Origin of the sequence: Veillonella sp. 20925_1_51 (genome assembly GCF_041431445.1) — a bacterium.
Taxonomy (GTDB): Bacteria; Bacillota; Negativicutes; order Veillonellales; family Veillonellaceae; genus Veillonella; species Veillonella nakazawae.
In genome coordinates this window covers 210,103-228,528 of the sequence record NZ_JAPVXT010000003.1, presented here as the reverse complement: position 1 = coordinate 228,528, position 18,426 = coordinate 210,103, and the positions used below count along the sequence as shown (strand labels likewise).

Genomic DNA, 18,426 nt, shown 5'->3' with positions numbered 1-18,426 from the left:
ATGGTATTATTCGTGCTTGGCAGATAGTTTTCTAGATTGGAATGCCATATATAGCAATAACAAGCCTGTAATACTAAATACATAGGATATGCCAACATAAGTAGATACAATACTTGCAAACACAGGGCCAACCATAGACCCAAATTGTTGAGCCGTCGTAGTCATACCAAACATGCGGCCTCTAAAACTTGGGTCTGTATTGAGGGTTACCGCTGCACTTAAGGATGGGTTAATGCCTACAATACAAGAACCAATTAAGACTTGTAACACACCAAACCACCAAATACCTACAGGTAAGCTTTGGAGTAAGAGGACAATACCACTTCCCATCATACAATAGGAGATAGTCTTAAAATAACCACGGCGTTCACCAAGGCGGACCCATAGGTTCGTCGTTAAGGATCCTGCTAAGCCGCCGATACTAAGGATGGTGCCAGAGATCATAGCCGCCCCTTCCATAGTGCCTTGCATATCTCCTACATAGAGAGCCAAAATAGGTTGCAACATCATAATAGCGCATTGCATGAAGAAGAATATCCAAAGTAATCGTACTAATACAGGCTGTTGTTGAACCGCTTTAAAGTCCTCACGCAAGGATGTAGATTTGGTATGGTGAGCAGCTTGTTCTTTTCCATCAGCATCCACAGCATGTAATTTGGGTTCTTTCACAAAAAATAATACGGCCAAAGTCGCAATAAATACAGCAATACCAGATACATAAAACACAGGTCGCATCCCTACAACACTCTCAACGGCGCCACCTAAAAACGGGCCAATGACATTGCCTAAGATAAGACCGGTTTGAAATATACCTAATGCTCTACCAACCTGTTTTTCATCAACACTAAGGGACACCATAGTCATTGCCGCTGGATAGAATCCATTAGCAAAACCAACGAGGGCACGCCCCATGAGTAATTGATATTGGTCTGTAACTAAGCCAATTAATACATAACAGATAGCGATGGCAAAGCCAGCACGCAAGGCCATCCGTTTTTTCCCTTTATTATCGGCAATCTTGCCCCATATAGGAGCCATAATGCCTGCAATGAGAAAGGTAATACCAAAAACGAGACCCGACCAAAGAGCTACGTCAGCCTTTGGAACGCCTAATTCTAAAAGATAGATAGGCAAAAACGGAATGATCATAGTGTAACATATGGCTAGCACTGTCATGGCCGCCGTAATAATCCATACATTGCGCATGCCACCGCGAGCGTCATATGTAGTGGTACTCATTCGTTGCCTCCTTTCATATATAAAAGTATATAGAAAGTACTTTTATATTCTATATAAATAAGAGTCGCATATGATACGCGACTCTCTCATTTATTCCGTTGGAAACTTGTGATCCATTACATCCTGTAAGGATACGCGTTCCATAACATGACGGAATTCATCTTGCAAGTACTGCCACAATGGAGCAGTCAAGCAATCGTTAAACATCGGACATGGCTCTACATCGTCTTCTAAGCAAGATACGAGAGCAATGGAGTCCTCTGCAGCATATAAAATTTCATATACATTGTATTCAGCAGGTAATTTCACCAAACGATATCCACCGTATTTACCACGTCCACTTTTAACGAGGCCAGCGGAGGACAAGCGAGATACAATCCCCTCTAAGTATTTATCGGAAAATCCTTGGCGTTCTGCAATCTCACGAATTGGTACATTTTTTTCTACCCCGTGCTCTGCAATATCCGCCAATATCCGTAAGGCATAACGCCCTTTTGTAGATATTTTCATAAGTTAACCTCTAAGTCATTTCATAATATATTTATAGTATATCACAAATTCATACAAAAAATGGTGGGAAATATGATACACTATACATATATCAAAATATTTTATTTGGATATTTTTTTAATTTCATATAGGAGGATGTTATCTAATGTTAGATAAACTATTTCAACTCAGTGAACGCGGTACAACTGTTAAAACCGAAATTTTAGCTGGTATTACTACGTTTATCACGATGGCGTACATCCTATTCTTGGCGCCTAACATTCTTAGTCTCGGAGGGATGGATAAAGATGCAGTCCTCATCGCTACTGCCTTAGGTGGTGGCCTTGTAACGATTGCTATGGGTTTATTCGTAAACTATCCGATTGCCCTCGCTCCAGGGGTTGGCCTCTTAGCCTTTTACTCCTTTACCGTAGTTCTCGGCATGGGCGTATCCTGGCAAACAGCATTAGGTGCGGTGTTCATTTCAGGTCTCGTATTCCTCGTATTAACACTTACGTCGATACGCCAAATGATCGTTGAAGGCATCCCAGCCTCTATGAAGGTTGCCATTACCGTTGGTATCGGTCTCTTCATCGCTATCATCGGTTTGAAATTATCCGGCTTGATGGCTATCTCCATTAGTTTGTCTCCAAACTCCTTAGGTCAAGTTGTGCAAACACACGGCAACTTAGTACCCCCTGCGTCCGAAGCGCTCTTAACGCTTGGTAATTTGCACAGTGGCGAAACATTGTTAGCTCTATTCTCCCTCATCTTTACAGCTTTATTGATGGCTCGTAAAATTCAAGGTTCTCTCTTGATTGGTGTGGCAGTAACAACAATTCTTTCCTACGCTACTGGCCTTTCCACAATGCCTGAGAACTTTACTGTATTAGCAGTACCAGATTTCTCTAAAGCAGCATTCCTTCAACTAGATATTCCTGGTGCGCTCCACATGGGTTTAATCACGATTATCTTCTCCTTCACCTTTGTAGAATTATTCGACTCCATGGGTACATTGATCGGTACGGCTACAGAGGCGAAAATTGCAGATCCTAAATCTGGTAAATTCCCAGGTCTTGGTAAAGCTATGACTGTCGATGCTATCGGCGTTAGTGCTGGTGCGTTGCTCGGTACTTCTACGATTACTGCCTTTGTTGAAAGTGCGGCAGGTGTAGGTGCTGGTGGCCGTACAGGCTTAACGGCTGTCACAACAGGCATATTATTCTTAATCTGCTTGTTCTTGGCTCCAATCGTATCCTTGGTACCAAATGCAGCCACATCTCCTGTTCTTATCATTGTCGGTGCCCTCATGTTAGGTGCTATTCGCAATATCGACTTCGATGATTGGACAGAAGGCTTCCCTGCATTCCTCGTTATCGTTTTGATGCCGTTCACATATAGCATCGCTAACGGTATCTCTGCAGGTCTTATTGCATACCCTCTACTCAAAATTATTGCAGGTCGTGCAAAAGAGGTTAACTGGATTATGTACGTATTGGCGATACTCGTCATCATCCGCTACGTATTCTTCTAATTACCGTATGCTTATAATCAAGCTATTAATGAAAGTAACATTTGATTGCTATAATCACTAATACGCTGAGAACTAATTGTATGTAAATTACAAATACTAAAAGAACCTATCTCCACAGATATTAGTAAAATATCTAGGAGATAGGTTCTTTTTATTATGTACTATTTTCGGTAAATGCTAATGCTCTATGATATCAAAAATTGTACTATACATTCTTATTGCTATTTAGTATTAACGAATTGTTTTTACACCAATTAAGTCTGTACGACTTGGATCGATATCTTTTAATGGCACTACATGATTTCTATAAAAGTCTGCTTCAGATGCTTTCACAGGCACTTGGAAGAACAAGAAATACGCCATATTATCCTTGTACCACGTAACACTGCGTACTAAGCCCTTATCTACATCCCCTGTATATTGAACCTCCCCTATTGGAGTGGAGTCGCTCCACTGTACGTCATGGTACTCCCATGGGATATATTCTTCAGGCCATACAGTATCCATAGAGTAGCTCATGCGGAAGACCATCGTATGAGTTACCCAACGACCGCTGCGCTCTTGATACTCTTCACCTTGCTTCCAATATACAGTTTCTAATACATCATTGTCATAAAAATGTGTAGCATAGTATGTATAGCCAAGCGGTAAATAACTTGGTACAGATACGTCATAGGACACCTTATGAGATGCATTGATTACACCGCTAGGTAGACCGATGGTTTTGCTGGTAAGTATAGGCCACACAGAATTCGTATGTGTACGCAATGGCAACCCAATCGTTTCATAAGGAGGCCAATCTATTTCAACCTTTTGTTTAACAGGTTCTTCAATATGTTGCTCATCATTGCGGTCACCACGTAGTCGAGTATCATCAACGGCTACGTTACTCACAGGACCTACAGAGTCTACAATTTTGCTTACAAAGCTTTGGTTCCTTGAAGAAGCAAAGTAGAGCATAAAAACTTTATTATCTTTTTTCCAATAAGCAATTTGAATAGCGTCTTTACTATAACCTAACGTATGTACAGCGATTCCATTAGGGGTAGTAAAGCTAACTGCATCCTTAGCGTTGTAATTTGTCTTTTCTAATATAGGCGTTACCACTGTATCGATAGCCCAACCCATACGATATACAATATCTGTATTAGAGAAGGTTAGCTTCGGACCAAATTCTCCATCACGGCCCGTTTCTGTATAAACGATTTCTAATACGTCATGGTCCTTGGCCTTTACATCACGTACTGCATAATCTTTAGGCATATAAGACGGAACTTGTATAGGATAGCCAAATTCCTGCGCGGTACTCTCAATATTAGTTTTAACTAAATCATAATCATCAACTTGATCATACCAACGATAACGATCAGAGAGTTTTTTATTATCATCGATGAGCTTTTTATTATCTATATCTACATCTCGTTCAACAGGAACGGTATTGCCATTTTTATCTATTAACGGGTATGTAGCACTAACTGGCTGCACCCCAAAGGTACTTACTGCCGTAGCCATCGCGGCACATAAAACAGCAGATGTTATTATTTTCTTCATATTCTCTCCTCTTCGAGCGGTTACACACATTTCGCTTTATTCCAAATAAATTGCTACGTGAACTATCTATTTTTTTACAGGCCCCACATGATCCTTATAGAATTCAGCATCAACTGATTTCACAGATTCTAAGAACAATAAGGAATATGCCATACCGTCTTTTGTCCACGTAATGCTGCGAATTAGTTGTGCTGCTGGATCCCCGGTGTAAAAGACTTCGCCAGATTCACCTTGTTCAGACCATTCAAAGTCCTTATACTCAGCAGGAACATACGGTACATCTTTTACATCTTCCACTGAATAGCCCATTCTATAAACGAAAATACTACCAGAGTTTCTCTTCCCAACTCGATATGTTTGGGAATTTCTTATAAAATATACAACCTCTAATACATCATTTTTGTCTTGCCGCACTATATAAATTTCATAACCATAAGGGATATAACTAGGTGCCTCAGCCTCATATGGAAGCTTCTTTGCTGCCTCTAATAGCTTTCCGTTAAAAGTATGCGCCTTTTTTGTATTCTCTATAGGCCAATCATGAAAGTGCCATTGTAGGGTATCCATTCTAGGCTCAACATTTTTAAAGTTATGTCCGAGCTTAAGTGTTTTAGTGGATCCAGCCTGATCTGTAGCATCAGGAGTATCTACCGTTTCTGCTGTGGCCATTCCTACAGATAATAACCCAGCAGCTATAGCAGCCAAAATGGAGTTACATATTAATTTTCTCATATTCTCTCCGCTTATAAAATTTTATAATATACTTCACACATATAATGATATATTTTCTTATTTATATCAGAATCAAGAAACCTATTCTGTAGCTCCAGCTACTTCATAAAACTTTTATCTTTCCTTTTATGAAAGCATAGGCATCATCAACGAATGTATCTAATACTTAGATTCGATATAAAAAAATCCTACTGAACGCTATATCTTTATAGCGTTCAATAGGATTGTTGTATCATTATTTAATTAATGGCGGCATAATAATATCTTGTTCAAGTTGTCTTCGTCTTTTGGCCGTATAGTCGACAATTTTAATTTGAACTACGCCCACAGAGTTTACCATGGCTTCCGTAAAAGTAAACTCACGACCTGTCTGATGTTTCATCAATACTTGTAAGCCATGAGACTTTTCATCAATAGCCTCTAAATAGGTAGCCTCTCCACGACCCATCACACTAGAGTAAACCGAGCTATATTTACATGGTATATCTCCACCTGAAACGAGGGCTTCATCACTACCATCAATTTCAATAAATACATGTGGATTCGCTTGAATCAAACTAAACTTTTTCCCCTCATAATGGCCATGTACATAGATATAAAGTACCTCATCTATAAATTCATATCCAAAATGTAAGGGCACCACGTAAGGGTAATCACCATCCATCATGCCTAGGTGAATGATACGAGTACTATTTAAAATGCCCTTAATTTCATCTATATCTGTAACCTTGCGATCTTGTCGTCTCATAATAGTCTCCACAGTTTTACGTAAAAAATAATCTATGTATCATTATAGCAAATTTTAGAAATCTTTTAAGGCTAAGTATTCTCTTAAAATGAATAATTTCTCTTTTATTCGTATATTAATAATACTATTTCTTCTATGTGTCCACTGTATAAATACATTTGACTTTTTGTAATAGATACTGTATTATAAGAAAATAGTTTTATTGATTCTATAGATTATAAGAGCTATGGTCATCCATGGCTTTTTATATTTGTAGATAGTTTGTAGAAAAGAGGTCTTTACTATGTCTGATACGCATCAGTTAAAACGGGGCCTTAAGAATCGGCACGTACAGTTGCTCGCCATCGGCGGTGCCATCGGTACAGGCTTGTTCTTAGGCTCCGGTCGTGCCATTCACTTGGCAGGTCCATCCATTATTTTCGCCTACCTTATTACAGGTATTATCTGCTTCTTCATCATGAGAGCATTAGGCGAATTGTTATTATCCAACTTGAATCACCACTCCTTTATCGATTTCGTCGAGGATTATTTAGGTGATCGAGCAGCATTTATTACAGGGTGGACATACTGGTTCTGTTGGCTTTCACTAGCCATGGCCGATTTAACAGCCGTAGGCCTCTATATGCAGTTTTGGATACCGTGGCTACCTCAATGGATACCCGCCCTTGTCGTCTTAGTGGCATTGCTATTAATGAACTTAACAGCCGTAAAATACTTCGGTGAAATGGAGTTCTGGTTTGCCTTGATTAAGGTAATTGCCATTATCTCCCTCATCATCATCGGTATCATCATGATTGTCACAGGTTTTACTACAGATGCAGGCGTTGCCGCCTTTAGTAATATGTGGAATTATGGGGGCTGGTTCCCGAACGGAACGATGGGCTTTATTTTATCATTCCAAATGGTTGTTTTCGCTTTCACAGGTATCGAGCTCGTAGGTTTAACAGCTGGTGAAACAGAGGATCCTGAAAAGGTTATCCCTATGGCGATTAACAACATTCCATTACGCATTATTTTGTTCTATGTGGGCTCTTTGGCTATCATCATGAGCATTTATCCTTGGACAGCCGTCAACCCATCTGCTAGCCCATTTGTGGCCGTATTTACAGCAGTTGGTATTGCAGCCGCTGCAGGCATCGTAAACTTTGTAGTTCTTACATCTGCTGCATCTGCAACAAACTCTGGTATCTTTAGTACAGGCCGTATGATTTACGCCCTTGCTAAACGCGGTCATGCGCCAAGCTCTATGCGCCGCTTAACACACAGCAGTGTACCATACCAAGCAACCATTTTCTCTGCTGCAGTACTATTAATTACAGTTGTACTCAACTATGTAATGCCAGAAGCAGTATTTGTTATGATTACATCTATCTCTACATTCTGCTTCATCTTTATTTGGGCCATGATGGTTATTTGTCACCTTAAATATCGCAAGAAAAATCCAGAATTAGCGGCACAATCTAAATTCAAAATGCCTCTATTCCCAGTGATGAATTACATCATCCTTGCATTCTTTGTTTTCATTCTAGGTATTCTCGCCTTAAACGAAGACACTCGAATTGCCCTCTTGTTTACACCAATTTGGTTCGTTATTCTCTGGGCCTTCTACTCCATGCTTAATACAGATGATGAAGATGCTCTCAGTGAGGAACTTATCGAGATGGCTGGTGTAAAAGAAATTTACAAAAAACCTAAAAAAGAAGATTCTGACGATTACATAATCTAACACAAAAAGCCCGTGCTATGCACGGGCCTTTCTCTTACTTCATAGTAGGGAAGTTTTGTTGTTCATACTGTTGTTGATAAGCAGGTAAATCACTTGTATCTTCGCCATAATTAAAGATCGTCTTAGTACGATATCCACCTTGGGTAATGATAAGATCAATGGAGGATGGTACCTCTTGACCATTTTGTTGTAAATGATTTACTAATTCTTGTAGAGCTTCAACTTGTCGCAACGAACCAGTCATATATTTACCTTTGGATAGGCCTGTATTTCTAATGACTTGGCCATTATATACTTGACCATTTTTATCTGTGTAATAGAATCGTACAGCTGATTTATCTCCTGTAGGTACAGCTTTAATATAGATGGTTTTCCAATTTTTCTTAACCATCACTCTTGTAGCATCTGCTAACTTATTAGATAAATGTTGTGTTTCTTTATTTGCAGATTTAGATACACCATTGACTTGCTGAATTTCATCATTCATAGGCATATCAATAATTGCCATACTAGGATCTTGTTGTACCTTTTTCGCATCTGCAGACTGAACCGCCAACACACCAACGGCCGCCATTACAGCTAACGTTGTAAGAGCAAATTTCTTCATTATATCTCTCCTCAGATAGGATTCCTTAAACAAATTATATTTTATACAATACATTATACGCATTAGGCTATTTATTATCAAGCCTATCTTATTTTTCAGGACCATTATTCTTAATTATTTGATTCCATCGCAACGTAGTACCACCTCGCTCTTAGCTATAGTATAACTAAATCTCTAACCTAATAAAAGAAAAGGCTTCAACCACTTCTCGTCAAAACATTTTCGTCGATTATTGGTTGAAGCCTTTTTATTCTATTAGTTACTAAAGTCAGTATCCACAATAGCAAATTGTGTATATTCAGGGCAGCGTTTTTGCATTTCTGCTTTAATTTTTTCTAATGTACCATGCGGATCTTCTTCGTCAAAGTCAAAGATAATATCGTAGTAGATAACTTTCTTTTCTTCGTGTACGTAAAAGGCATGTACTTGTACTACATGAGTATATAAACTTACAACTTGATCAAGAGCTTGTCTAATTTCAAGTACTTCCACACTTGGTTGGTTTTCAGCATATACACCAACAGTCATAGCAATACCAAATTTTTTATAAAGATGAACGGCGATACCTTTTGTCAAAGGATGAATATCAGCCATAGTCATCGTATCTGGCACTGTAATATGTACGGAGCCAATTGTTTCACCAGGACCGTAGCTATTCAAAACTAAATCATACACACCACCTACATTTGGATGTTGAGCGATAGTTTCTTTAATATCACGAATTAAGTTATCATCTGCACGAACACCAAGCAAGTGATTATACATTTCTTTTAAAATGTCATAAGCAGCTTTCAAAATTAAAACAGAGATAGCGGCACCTACATAACCTTGAATATCAAAGTCAAAGAAGAATACTAAAGCTGCAGATACTAATGTAGCAAAGGTAATCACCGCATCAAAGAGGGCATCGATACCAGATGCTACAAGGGCATCGGATTTATACTTTTCACCTTGAGCCTTGATATAACGGCCCATTACAACTTTCACCACAATAGCAACGGCGATAATAGCCAAGCTTGGAACATCAAAGGTAGATACCTCAGGGTGAAGAATTTTTTCAATAGATTCCTTGAGGGATCCAATGCCTGCACCAAGGATGATGAAAGCAATGGCCATGGTAGTCATATATTCGATACGACCATGACCAAATGGATGCTCCTTATCGGCCCCCTTAGCTGCTAATTTTGTACCAACGATGGTCAATACAGAGGACAAAACGTCTGTTAAATTGTTTACCGCATCAAGGATGATGGCGATAGAGTTAGATGCAAGGCCTACAATCATTTTAAAAATAACGAGAACGACGTTACCTATAATACCTTTTATACTAGCAAGCGTAATCCCCCGATTACGTGCTGCACTATTATCTTGCAAAATCATATTAAACTACACCTCTTACATTCAATTCACTAAGCTATAAATCGAAGCCTATCAATTTATTTACATTCCTATTATAGCTTATCGATTATCATTTGTCATTATATTTTTTGAAAAATTTTTATAAAACCATTGATTTTACTGAGTTATCAACAATTCTCATTTCTCAATTAGAGTATTTGGTGTATTGTGACTTCACAATCTATAGTATAGACCCATTGTTAACAAATTACGATCTATTTATTAAGACGTAATACATATTACGCACTTTTTAATACTTACCTAGTGATAACTATTGAAGTAATTAGAGGTAATTATGCGGTAACCGTAATACGCTCGCCTGTGCGCATGTGTGTAAATACAACCTTTTGAGCACGCAATTGGAACGGCTGCCCCGTTGGCTGTGCGCCATATAAGGTATCCCCTACGAGAGGGTGACCTATATGGCTGAAAGCCACACGAATTTGATGTGTTTTTCCTGTGTACAAACGAACTAAAACCTCTGTATATCCACATTCTTGGGAGTTATACACAGATTTGTCCACATTTTGACCACTTTTATCCACATCTGGTAGTTCTATATCCACATTTTTTAATGCTATATCCACAGAATTTTTGGACTTATTCACAGACTTATCCACAGGCTGTGATTGATGTCTACATAGGACGGAATAATCTGTACGAGTCTCTTTGCCTTTAGGATTTACTTCGTAATGAATCCCATCAGCACTGCGTTCCATAGATAATACCAAGGAATCCTCATCAGCTTCTACGATGCCTTCCACAGTAGCCATATACCACTTTTCAAAGGTATTATCATCCATTTGCTGTTGATAAAGACTTTGGGCTAATCCACTTTTAGCAATCACAATACAGCCCGTCGTATCTCTATCTAAGCGGTTCAAGAAACGTACCTTTCGCTTAATGCCATGTTCTTTAAAGTAAAAGGCCACACCATTGGCAAGGGATACTTGGTCTTTAGAGTTTACCGTCACACCAGCCGGTTTATCCACAATGAGGAGATCATCATCTTCATATAAGATATGTAGATTCATTTCAATTGGTTCGTGATCTATTTTTTCCTTCGCCATGGCAATCCAAATCTCGTCACCTTCGGAGATAACATCCTTTGGCGTCGCTTTATGGCCGTTGATGTGGATTAGTTTTTCCTCAAATAACTTTACTAAAGACTTACGAGGATATTTTGTATTTAATACTTCACCTAATGTAATATCCTGTTTTTCACTACCTGCAGCGTCTATATCTGCGGCAGTTACGGTCCACAAAATATCATCGGGACGGTGTGTTTTTCTCGCCATTAGTATCTCCTTTCTACGAGCTCATTGTCTCGTGGCATATAGTTCAGTAGCGAGCTTGGTTGAACTGCTCGGCCACGTATATTCGTTTGTTCAAAGGTAATAGTCAGCTCTTGCTTAGGGCGCGTTATGGCCACATAGAATAAGCGCTTTTCTTCGTCTTCACGTCCTTCTGCAATGGCAAACGGGCTTGGGAAGGTACCTTCGTTGAGGCCGGCTAGGAATACATGGTCAAACTCGCTCCCCTTTGCTTGATGGATGGTAATGATAGGAATCCGATCTTCGTTTCGTACCTGTTGAGCTGGCTCACCTGCGGTAAGGGCCGCCATCTGCAAGATTTGATTTAATCGAGCTAACCCAGCCGGACCCTCATAGGCAGCATCTAATTTTTCCATAATACGATATAGATCCCGTATATGCTCTACCTTCGCCGCTTCCCCATGGGATTTATAGTACTCTAGAACCCCCATTTGATTCATAATGTACGCCAATAACTTCGTTGGCAATTCCGTATAGGCCTTTCTACGTAACGTTGCCATTTGGGATGCAATATTGGTGAAAGCAGCTTTATATTTATTGATTGCCACCATACGACCAGTCGTTGTAGGCACGATATTTTCTTTCACTGCATAGATTAAAAGCTGTGCAGTGGCCAAGATATCGTCCATCGCATTGTGCGTAGGCTCATGATTGATAGGAAACTCTGACGCTAGGAAGCCCAGTTTATGGTTTGGCAAATTAGGATAGAAGCGACGGTAAATATCGAGTGTATCGTAGATAGCCTTGAATTCTAGATTACCTAAATTATGGCGTGCCAATTCATTAGTAAAGATAGTCACATCGTAGTTTACATTATGTCCTACAATAATGGCATTCTTGGAGAATTCCTTAAAGGCTTGTAGCACTATAACTGGCTCTTCGCCGTGTTCTTGTAAATACGCATCAGAGAAGCCGTGTACCTCTTCGGATTGTCCCACAGGTACGCCGGGGTTGATAAAGCGTTCAAATGTTTCTAGGACCTGTCCATTTTCATCGATGCGGATGGCCGCAATTTGAATAATACGATCCTGTGACGTATCAGTACCGGTACTTTCTACGTCATACACCACAACCTCATGATTTTCTAACCCACTGACGAGCTTCGCATAAGGCTCTGCCTCAAAGATAGGCATATCCATAAAGTCCGTCAATTTTAAGCCCACTTGACGCGTCTCTGGGCTTTCAATGGCTGCAATACGAGCGTCACCGATGCCGGCAACATAGCGTTTTATAATACGCTTAGCGCTGACGGAGTCATTCGGGTTCATAAGCAATTTAAAGTAAGCCATAACGTCTTTGATTTCTTGGCGTCTAAAAAATTTAAACTCATCAATGATCATAAAGTGACGACGTTCGTCTTCAGGTTTTTCATTGTTGAGGCGTTCAAAGGAGTCGCTCAGCCGTTGCGCCTTTTTATTATCTCGTACGAGAACGCCAATATTGGCATCCTTTGGCAAGGCGCAGATAGCTTCATAGATATATCTGCCCTCAAGATAGCTGTTTTTACAGCCTTTTATGAGAACAGGTTTGCCCTTTCTTTCACTATTGGCACGAGGCAATTCAGTATATACAGAGCCTACCAGATCAGGGAACATATTCTGCAATGTTTTGAAAGCCATCGTAAAGAGCGTCCAGTTAGAGCGGTAGTTTTCGTAGAAAATGATTTTTAACGGCTTAAAGTCCGCATCAAACTGCTTGAGCAAACGGAATGGATCAGACCCACGCCATTCGTAAATGGTTTGAAAATAGTCACCACATAATAGGACGTGATTACCTTCCCACAGCATTTCAAGTACCTTGTACTCTAGTACACCTGTGTCTTGCATTTCATCAACAGAGATATAGCTATAACGGCTACGCCAACGCTCCCGAACTACAGGGTCTTGGAATAGATGATGAACACCACAGATAAGGTCCGTAAAATCTAGACCATGTACGGAGGCTAAGCTTTCATCATAGGCAGCAATCCATTCGTGACCATGGTTCAAGAAGTCATGAAGTTCACTATAAAGAACATTGCCAAAGCTAGAGAACTGTTGCTCAATAGCAGGACGTTGTTCCTTTTGTAAACGCTCAATAGTTCGTTTATAATCGCCTACGAGATCATCAGAATAGAACCCATATAAGGAGCGATATTCTTTTACCATGCCAATGATGTTGGCAAAGGACATTTCTCGCAACTTACCTGGACGATACGGTTCAGACAATTCCTTGCAATCCTCTTCATCAAAGATAGTTACATCCGTATACAAGGTTTCATTGCGCTTCCCCTCTTGTTGGAGCACGAAAAAGCAAAAGCTGTGGAATGTACTAACCTCCACAGCCTTTGCAGGACTGCCTACGAGCGATTGAATGCGGTCTTTCATCTCGTTTGCCGCCTTGTTCGTAAAGGTCAAGCACAAGATGTTCTCCGCCTTCGCATAGCCGCCCTCGATGAGGTGAGCCACTCGATAAGCAAGTGTATTCGTTTTTCCCGTCCCAGCGGACGCTAACAAGAGGATATTCTGTTCAACTTCATCAATAACGCGTTGTTGTTCACGATTGATAAGCATGAGGTCCTCCTATTTTAAAAAGCCGTACCATCCGGCTGCAATGAGCATTGGAATAGGGCCTAGAATTGCTGTTAAAGCCCATACGCCCAAACCAATATCCATAGGAATATTGAGAATATGAACGCATACTAAATACGTCAAAATACCAGTTACTGCATTCATTGCCACTCGTTTAATGGTGAAAAATGCTACTTTGAAAGCAATGTAGGCTACAGCAACGGATACAACCGCCGATATAATCGGTGATGCTAATAAAGCTCCCATATTATCCTTTCATTTCTTGGCGGTTTACTACGGCACCGCCTAATGTTAATTCATCAGCATATTCGATATCGCCACCCACAGGAACACCGCGGGCAATACGCGTTACCTTAATGCCACTTGGGCTTAACAAGCGCGCCAAATAGAGAGCTGTCGCTTCCCCTTCTACGTCTGGGTCAGTAGCGAGGATAACCTCTTGTACGACACCATCCCGAAGGCGGGCAATCAATTCTTTTACGCGAATATCGTCAGCACCGATGCCCTCCATAGGGGACAAGGCACCTTCCAATACGTGATATAAGCCCTTATAGTCACCACTGCGCTCGATAGCAATGACATCGCGAGATGTTTCAACGACCATAATTGTCGTTTGATCGCGGTTCGGATTGCTACAGAATTCACAAGGATCTTGAGCTGATAAGTTAAAGCAAATAGAACAGTGACGCGTAGCTCCCTTCGCTTCTACGATGGTTTCCACGAGACGGTCTACCTCTTCCTTCGGCATTTCTACCAAATGATAGGCCAAGCGTCTAGCCGACTTGGAGCCGATACCCGGCAAGCGGCGCAGCTGCTCTACGAGCCGTTCTAAAGCGTTTGTCATTTAGAATAAACCTGTTGGCAAGTTAAGACCACCAGTTACTTTGCCCATTTCTTGAGCCAAGAGGTCGTCTACTTTTTTGCTAGCTTCGTTTACCGCAGCCATCACTAAATCTTCTAACATTTCCACGTCTTCAGGATCAACTGCAGATGGGTTCAATTTCAAGGACTCGATGATTTTTTCACCGTTCATTACAACTGTTACAGCACCGCCACCAACGGAAGCCTCTACTGTACGAGTTTTTAATTCTTCTTGCATTTTCTTCATATCTGCTTGCATTTTTTGAACTTTTTTCATCATGCCAGCCATATTGCCCATACCTTTACCAAACATTGTAATTCCTCCTTTTAGGACCTTGTCCTTACTAACTGTCTATGCCCATAACTCTAACATGCGACATAGATTTTAACATATGTGTCACCTACGCCCTTAGGACCAACGGGTATACTCAAAAATTTATTCTTCGATGACCTCGACGATGATGTCGTGGTCTTCAGATAGTTTTTCTAATGTTTCTGCCAAAAGAGGATTATTTCGTTCCTCTTCTGTCATATGCTCTGGATCCCATGCATATTCACGAGCTACCGTCACGCTATCGATGGGCGCTACTTCAATAGGTGCTTGTGAAAGCATTGCATGTCCATCACTTTGATAAGGGGTTCCCTGTTGTTGTTCGCCCCCATTAGACTTTGGGACAGCTTCCACCTCAATATGTGCACCGCTATCCATAGGGCGTTCTAAGACTTCCCCATCATCGCTAATAACAGTGACGCTATCTAATGGGTGTGGTGGCATATCATCCAAGGATGATACATAAGCTTCCTCCATATCCTCTACAGGCACATCATCAAAGGAATGAACAGGAATATCATCGCCTTCAATAGAACCTGCTAAAGACTCAATAGGGATTTCTCCATCTGGAACTGGTACAGACGGACTGCCATCAAAGGATGTAATCGGTACATCTCCACCAGATGGTGATGTTTCTGCTCCGACCTCACTCGTTTCAGCACCAGTTGTGGCACTTACAGTAGCACCGCCCGTTTTCTTTGCTAAGAATGCCAAAGCCGCCGCCTTTGCCGCATCTACTGCTGCAGAATCGGGCTTACTAGATTGTTCGTCAGTGGTTGAACCGCCAACCTGTGCGGTAGGTTGTTGAGCTTGTGACGCGCTACTACCTTGAGCGCTATTAGCTCCTGCGGAACTATTTCCCACTGGTACATTATTAGTGCCTTGTGGTGCTGATGGATTTGTTAAATCCATTTGCGTCGGCTGACCACCAGAGGTTTTCTGTACATCAACCATCGGTTCTGGTGGACGTTGCGGCGCTTTTACTTGGTGCTGCGTCGTACTACCAGAGGCCTTTTTATAATCTTTATAGACCTGTGTGAGGGCATCAACAATTTCTACATGTACCGGATAGCCCAGTGTATAGGTGAAAGCATCTGCTGCTTCTGCCAAGTTTACTTCGTTGGTCATTACATTGAGGTGCAATGTATTTTTAAAGGCCATAACAGCCTTGCTTTGGTCTACGTATACAAGTTGACCTTGGCCAATTACGGTAGAGGTCATATTGCGATTGCTGTCTTTCAAGTATTTAATGACATTGGACTGTACATTGCGATACTCTTGAGCCGACAAGATTTGATCACTAATAATAGCTTGCGTACTAATACCTTTTTTACCACGACCTTTAGCTTGATTTCTAGCAGGTCGTTGTGGAGCGCCTCCAGTACTTGGTGGTGCCATCCCACCGCCGCCCATTGGAGGCGGTGCCATGCCCACTCCATTCATAGGAGGCGGTGTACTACCAGGCGCACCCATAGGTGGAGGTGTCATGCCTACACTCGCAGGCGGTGGGGTCATCCCCACTCCACTTGGAGACGGCACAGTACCAACAGTACTATTTTGAGTACTACTCATGGAAGCATTCTGTACAGCAGCATTATCTACAGGAACAAAGCTATTGGCATAACCACCTGGCGGTCCAAAGGAGTTAGCACCGTAAGCAGGTGCAGTTGCGACAGCTGGGCTGCGTTGCTCTAATTGAGCCATGCGGTTCAATAAATCGTTGCGTTCAGATCGTTCTGAAGACTCTAATGCATATACACGGTCTTCTAAGCTTTCATCAACAGAACCTAATTTAGCACAAAGCACTAAAAGGCCCATTTCGATGATAGTTCGTGGATTATCCACCTGTTTTGCATCATTCATGATGGATTGCGCACTGCGCACATACTGGTTAAGCTCATTAAAATCGATGCTTTCAGCTTGAGCTAAAAACTCAGCCTTAAAGGCATCGTATACCTTGAGCTCATCCGCATCAGGAGCGACCTTACCAACTAGTAAGGCCCGCACGTGCTGAATGAGGGCTTCCATAATCTGCGTCGCATCACGACCTTCTGCTAAGGCATCGTGAATATAGGACAACAATTTGGGACCATCCCCGTTGCGCAACGCATTAAGGAAATGAATAATCCATTCCTTACTAACAAGACCGATTAGTTCTTCTACTACTTGCGGCGTAATAGTACCTGTTGCCATACCGGCACATTGATCTAAGATACTCAATGCATCACGCAAACCGCCGTCTGCATGGACAGCGATGAGCTGTGCTGCTGCAGGATCTAAGCCAAAGCCTTCTTGTTCCGCTACATAGGATAAACGCTGTGCGATATCGTCAGACGTAATCCGTCTAAAGGTGTACCGCTGACAGCGAGATACGATGGTAACAGGTAACTTTTCAATCTCTGTGGTAGCAAAGATAAACATAACGTGAGCCGGTGGCTCTTCAATAGTTTTTAAAAGCGCATTCCACGCCTCAGTTGTGAGCATGTGGGCTTCGTCGATGATGAACACCTTTTTACGGCCTTCAACCGGCATGAATTTGACGCTTTCACGAAGGGCACGCACCTCATCAATACCACGATTGGATGCAGCGTCGATTTCAAGAACGTCCATGGACTGGCCACTCAAAATAGATTTACAAGCACTACACTCGTTACAAGGATGATCCGTTGGCCCATGCTCGCAATTGATAGCGCGCGCGAAAATCTTAGCCATACTCGTCTTACCAGTCCCTCGCGGACCAGCGAACAAATACGCATGAGCCACCTTATCTTCGCGGATAGCACGCATCAATGTATCAGACACCTGATGCTGACCAACCACATCGGTAAACGTCTGCGGACGGTACTTACGATATAACGCAATATATGCCATTGGAACACCCCCTTTTCCGAAAATTACAATACTTTATTATACCATATTCACGGAAATCTTACTCATTTTATAGACCTTATCGCATAATTCTAAGGTAATATTTTTATTTACAAATAATGTCGATGTTTACTAGTCAAAAGAACATCCTATTATCCTCAATAAGCTATCATAAACCTTAGATTAGGCATAAAAAAAGCGGCCCCATAGGCCGCCTTGCAATATTCGATCACGACAGCCCCCGGGTTCCCCGTGGCACATGAAGGTTACCGCTTAGTGCTGCTACCTCTCAGTCCTGACACGATTCACAGGCCCCCATTGCACAGGCCCGAGAACTGCCATGATCCAATATTGCAATACAAATATTATACATGAAAATGCCTCTATAGTCAAAGCTATAGAGGCATTTCATATGTCTTATCTAAAGGATATTCAGTT

At 41.4% G+C, this 18,426-nt stretch carries 15 protein-coding genes and 1 other RNA gene; 2 read left to right on the top strand and 14 right to left on the bottom strand.

Annotation, left to right across the window (positions count from 1 at the left end; genetic code table 11):
• Positions 1 to 6: 6 nt before the first annotated feature.
• Together O3607_RS05070 and O3607_RS05065 are read right to left on the bottom strand one after the other, a co-directional pair.
• Positions 7 to 1,239, bottom strand: coding sequence for an MFS transporter (locus tag O3607_RS05070; RefSeq protein WP_119208936.1), 1,233 nt, complete (start codon positions 1,237 to 1,239; stop codon positions 7 to 9).
• Positions 1,240 to 1,329: 90 nt separating this feature from the next.
• Positions 1,330 to 1,749 carry an Rrf2 family transcriptional regulator gene (locus tag O3607_RS05065; protein WP_024066769.1) on the bottom strand — a complete coding sequence of 140 codons (420 nt, stop codon included), beginning with the start codon at positions 1,747 to 1,749 and terminating at the stop codon, positions 1,330 to 1,332.
• Between the two features lie 145 nt (positions 1,750 to 1,894).
• Between O3607_RS05065 and O3607_RS05060 the strand changes: the two genes are divergently transcribed.
• Positions 1,895 to 3,262, top strand: a complete 1,368-nt coding sequence (locus O3607_RS05060; protein ID WP_371443473.1) for an NCS2 family permease — start codon at positions 1,895 to 1,897, stop codon at positions 3,260 to 3,262.
• Between the two features lie 231 nt (positions 3,263 to 3,493).
• Here O3607_RS05060 and O3607_RS05055 read toward each other — a convergent pair whose 3' ends face one another.
• The 3 genes from O3607_RS05055 to O3607_RS05045 form a co-directional block, all read right to left on the bottom strand.
• Positions 3,494 to 4,813, bottom strand: coding sequence for a hypothetical protein (locus tag O3607_RS05055; RefSeq protein WP_371443472.1), 1,320 nt, complete (start codon positions 4,811 to 4,813; stop codon positions 3,494 to 3,496).
• A 66-nt stretch (positions 4,814 to 4,879) separates the two neighbouring features.
• On the bottom strand, positions 4,880 to 5,545 hold the full coding sequence (locus O3607_RS05050; protein ID WP_371443471.1) for a hypothetical protein: 666 nt from the start codon (positions 5,543 to 5,545) through the stop codon (positions 4,880 to 4,882).
• Positions 5,546 to 5,780: 235 nt separating this feature from the next.
• Entirely contained in the window at positions 5,781 to 6,293 is a 513-nt protein-coding gene (locus tag O3607_RS05045) for a pyridoxamine 5'-phosphate oxidase family protein (RefSeq protein ID WP_371443470.1), read from the bottom strand.
• Positions 6,294 to 6,576: 283 nt separating this feature from the next.
• Here O3607_RS05045 and O3607_RS05040 point away from each other — a divergent pair, with 283 nt between their 5' ends.
• Positions 6,577 to 8,019 (top strand): amino acid permease, encoded by a 1,443-nt coding sequence (locus O3607_RS05040; RefSeq protein WP_060924449.1) that lies wholly within the window; start codon positions 6,577 to 6,579, stop codon positions 8,017 to 8,019.
• A 34-nt stretch (positions 8,020 to 8,053) separates the two neighbouring features.
• On the opposite strand, the gene O3607_RS05035 is transcribed toward O3607_RS05040, so the two are convergent.
• The 9 genes from O3607_RS05035 to ffs all read right to left on the bottom strand — a co-directional run bounded on the left by O3607_RS05035 (position 8,054) and on the right by ffs (position 18,323).
• Positions 8,054 to 8,626, bottom strand: a complete 573-nt coding sequence (locus tag O3607_RS05035) for an immunity protein YezG family protein (protein ID WP_316109733.1) — start codon at positions 8,624 to 8,626, stop codon at positions 8,054 to 8,056.
• A gap of 255 nt (positions 8,627 to 8,881) precedes the next feature.
• Entirely contained in the window at positions 8,882 to 10,006 is a 1,125-nt protein-coding gene (locus O3607_RS05030; RefSeq protein ID WP_129823380.1) for a cation diffusion facilitator family transporter, read from the bottom strand.
• A 311-nt stretch (positions 10,007 to 10,317) separates the two neighbouring features.
• Positions 10,318 to 11,322 carry an RluA family pseudouridine synthase gene (locus O3607_RS05025; protein ID WP_371443469.1) on the bottom strand — a complete coding sequence of 335 codons (1,005 nt, stop codon included), beginning with the start codon at positions 11,320 to 11,322 and terminating at the stop codon, positions 10,318 to 10,320.
• Positions 11,322 to 13,910, bottom strand: coding sequence for a 3'-5' exonuclease (locus O3607_RS05020; protein WP_371443468.1), 2,589 nt, complete (start codon positions 13,908 to 13,910; stop codon positions 11,322 to 11,324). Before O3607_RS05020 ends, O3607_RS05025 begins: the two co-directional genes overlap by 1 nt.
• A gap of 9 nt (positions 13,911 to 13,919) precedes the next feature.
• Positions 13,920 to 14,174, bottom strand: a complete 255-nt coding sequence (locus O3607_RS05015; RefSeq protein ID WP_005385224.1) for a hypothetical protein — start codon at positions 14,172 to 14,174, stop codon at positions 13,920 to 13,922.
• Position 14,175: 1 nt separating this feature from the next.
• On the bottom strand, positions 14,176 to 14,772 hold the full coding sequence (gene recR / locus O3607_RS05010; RefSeq protein WP_004694915.1) for a recombination mediator RecR: 597 nt from the start codon (positions 14,770 to 14,772) through the stop codon (positions 14,176 to 14,178).
• Entirely contained in the window at positions 14,773 to 15,102 is a 330-nt protein-coding gene (locus O3607_RS05005; RefSeq protein WP_005385221.1) for a YbaB/EbfC family nucleoid-associated protein, read from the bottom strand. It lies immediately after the preceding gene.
• 123 nt (positions 15,103 to 15,225) lie between these two features.
• Positions 15,226 to 17,991, bottom strand: a complete 2,766-nt coding sequence (gene dnaX / locus O3607_RS05000; RefSeq protein ID WP_371443467.1) for a DNA polymerase III subunit gamma/tau — start codon at positions 17,989 to 17,991, stop codon at positions 15,226 to 15,228.
• A 232-nt stretch (positions 17,992 to 18,223) separates the two neighbouring features.
• An RNA gene (ffs, locus tag O3607_RS04995) (signal recognition particle sRNA small type) lies at positions 18,224 to 18,323 on the bottom strand.
• Positions 18,324 to 18,426: the final 103 nt, after the last annotated feature.

What these genes read in the sequence shown, in the direction of transcription:
- O3607_RS05055 (WP_371443472.1), bottom strand. Translation starts at nt 4,813, where the DNA reads ATGAAGAAAATAATAACATCTGCTGTTTTATGTGCCGCGATGGCTACG.
- O3607_RS05070 (WP_119208936.1), bottom strand. Translation starts at nt 1,239, where the DNA reads ATGAGTACCACTACATATGACGCTCGCGGTGGCATGCGCAATGTATGG.
- O3607_RS05060 (WP_371443473.1), top strand. Translation starts at nt 1,895, where the DNA reads ATGTTAGATAAACTATTTCAACTCAGTGAACGCGGTACAACTGTTAAA.
- O3607_RS05020 (WP_371443468.1), bottom strand. Translation starts at nt 13,910, where the DNA reads ATGCTTATCAATCGTGAACAACAACGCGTTATTGATGAAGTTGAACAG.
- recR (WP_004694915.1), bottom strand. Translation starts at nt 14,772, where the DNA reads ATGACAAACGCTTTAGAACGGCTCGTAGAGCAGCTGCGCCGCTTGCCG.
- O3607_RS05005 (WP_005385221.1), bottom strand. Translation starts at nt 15,102, where the DNA reads ATGTTTGGTAAAGGTATGGGCAATATGGCTGGCATGATGAAAAAAGTT.
- dnaX (WP_371443467.1), bottom strand. Translation starts at nt 17,991, where the DNA reads ATGGCATATATTGCGTTATATCGTAAGTACCGTCCGCAGACGTTTACC.
- O3607_RS05035 (WP_316109733.1), bottom strand. Translation starts at nt 8,626, where the DNA reads ATGAAGAAATTTGCTCTTACAACGTTAGCTGTAATGGCGGCCGTTGGT.
- O3607_RS05045 (WP_371443470.1), bottom strand. Translation starts at nt 6,293, where the DNA reads ATGAGACGACAAGATCGCAAGGTTACAGATATAGATGAAATTAAGGGC.
- O3607_RS05040 (WP_060924449.1), top strand. Translation starts at nt 6,577, where the DNA reads ATGTCTGATACGCATCAGTTAAAACGGGGCCTTAAGAATCGGCACGTA.
- O3607_RS05065 (WP_024066769.1), bottom strand. Translation starts at nt 1,749, where the DNA reads ATGAAAATATCTACAAAAGGGCGTTATGCCTTACGGATATTGGCGGAT.
- O3607_RS05050 (WP_371443471.1), bottom strand. Translation starts at nt 5,545, where the DNA reads ATGAGAAAATTAATATGTAACTCCATTTTGGCTGCTATAGCTGCTGGG.
- O3607_RS05015 (WP_005385224.1), bottom strand. Translation starts at nt 14,174, where the DNA reads ATGGGAGCTTTATTAGCATCACCGATTATATCGGCGGTTGTATCCGTT.
- O3607_RS05030 (WP_129823380.1), bottom strand. Translation starts at nt 10,006, where the DNA reads ATGATTTTGCAAGATAATAGTGCAGCACGTAATCGGGGGATTACGCTT.
- O3607_RS05025 (WP_371443469.1), bottom strand. Translation starts at nt 11,322, where the DNA reads ATGGCGAGAAAAACACACCGTCCCGATGATATTTTGTGGACCGTAACT.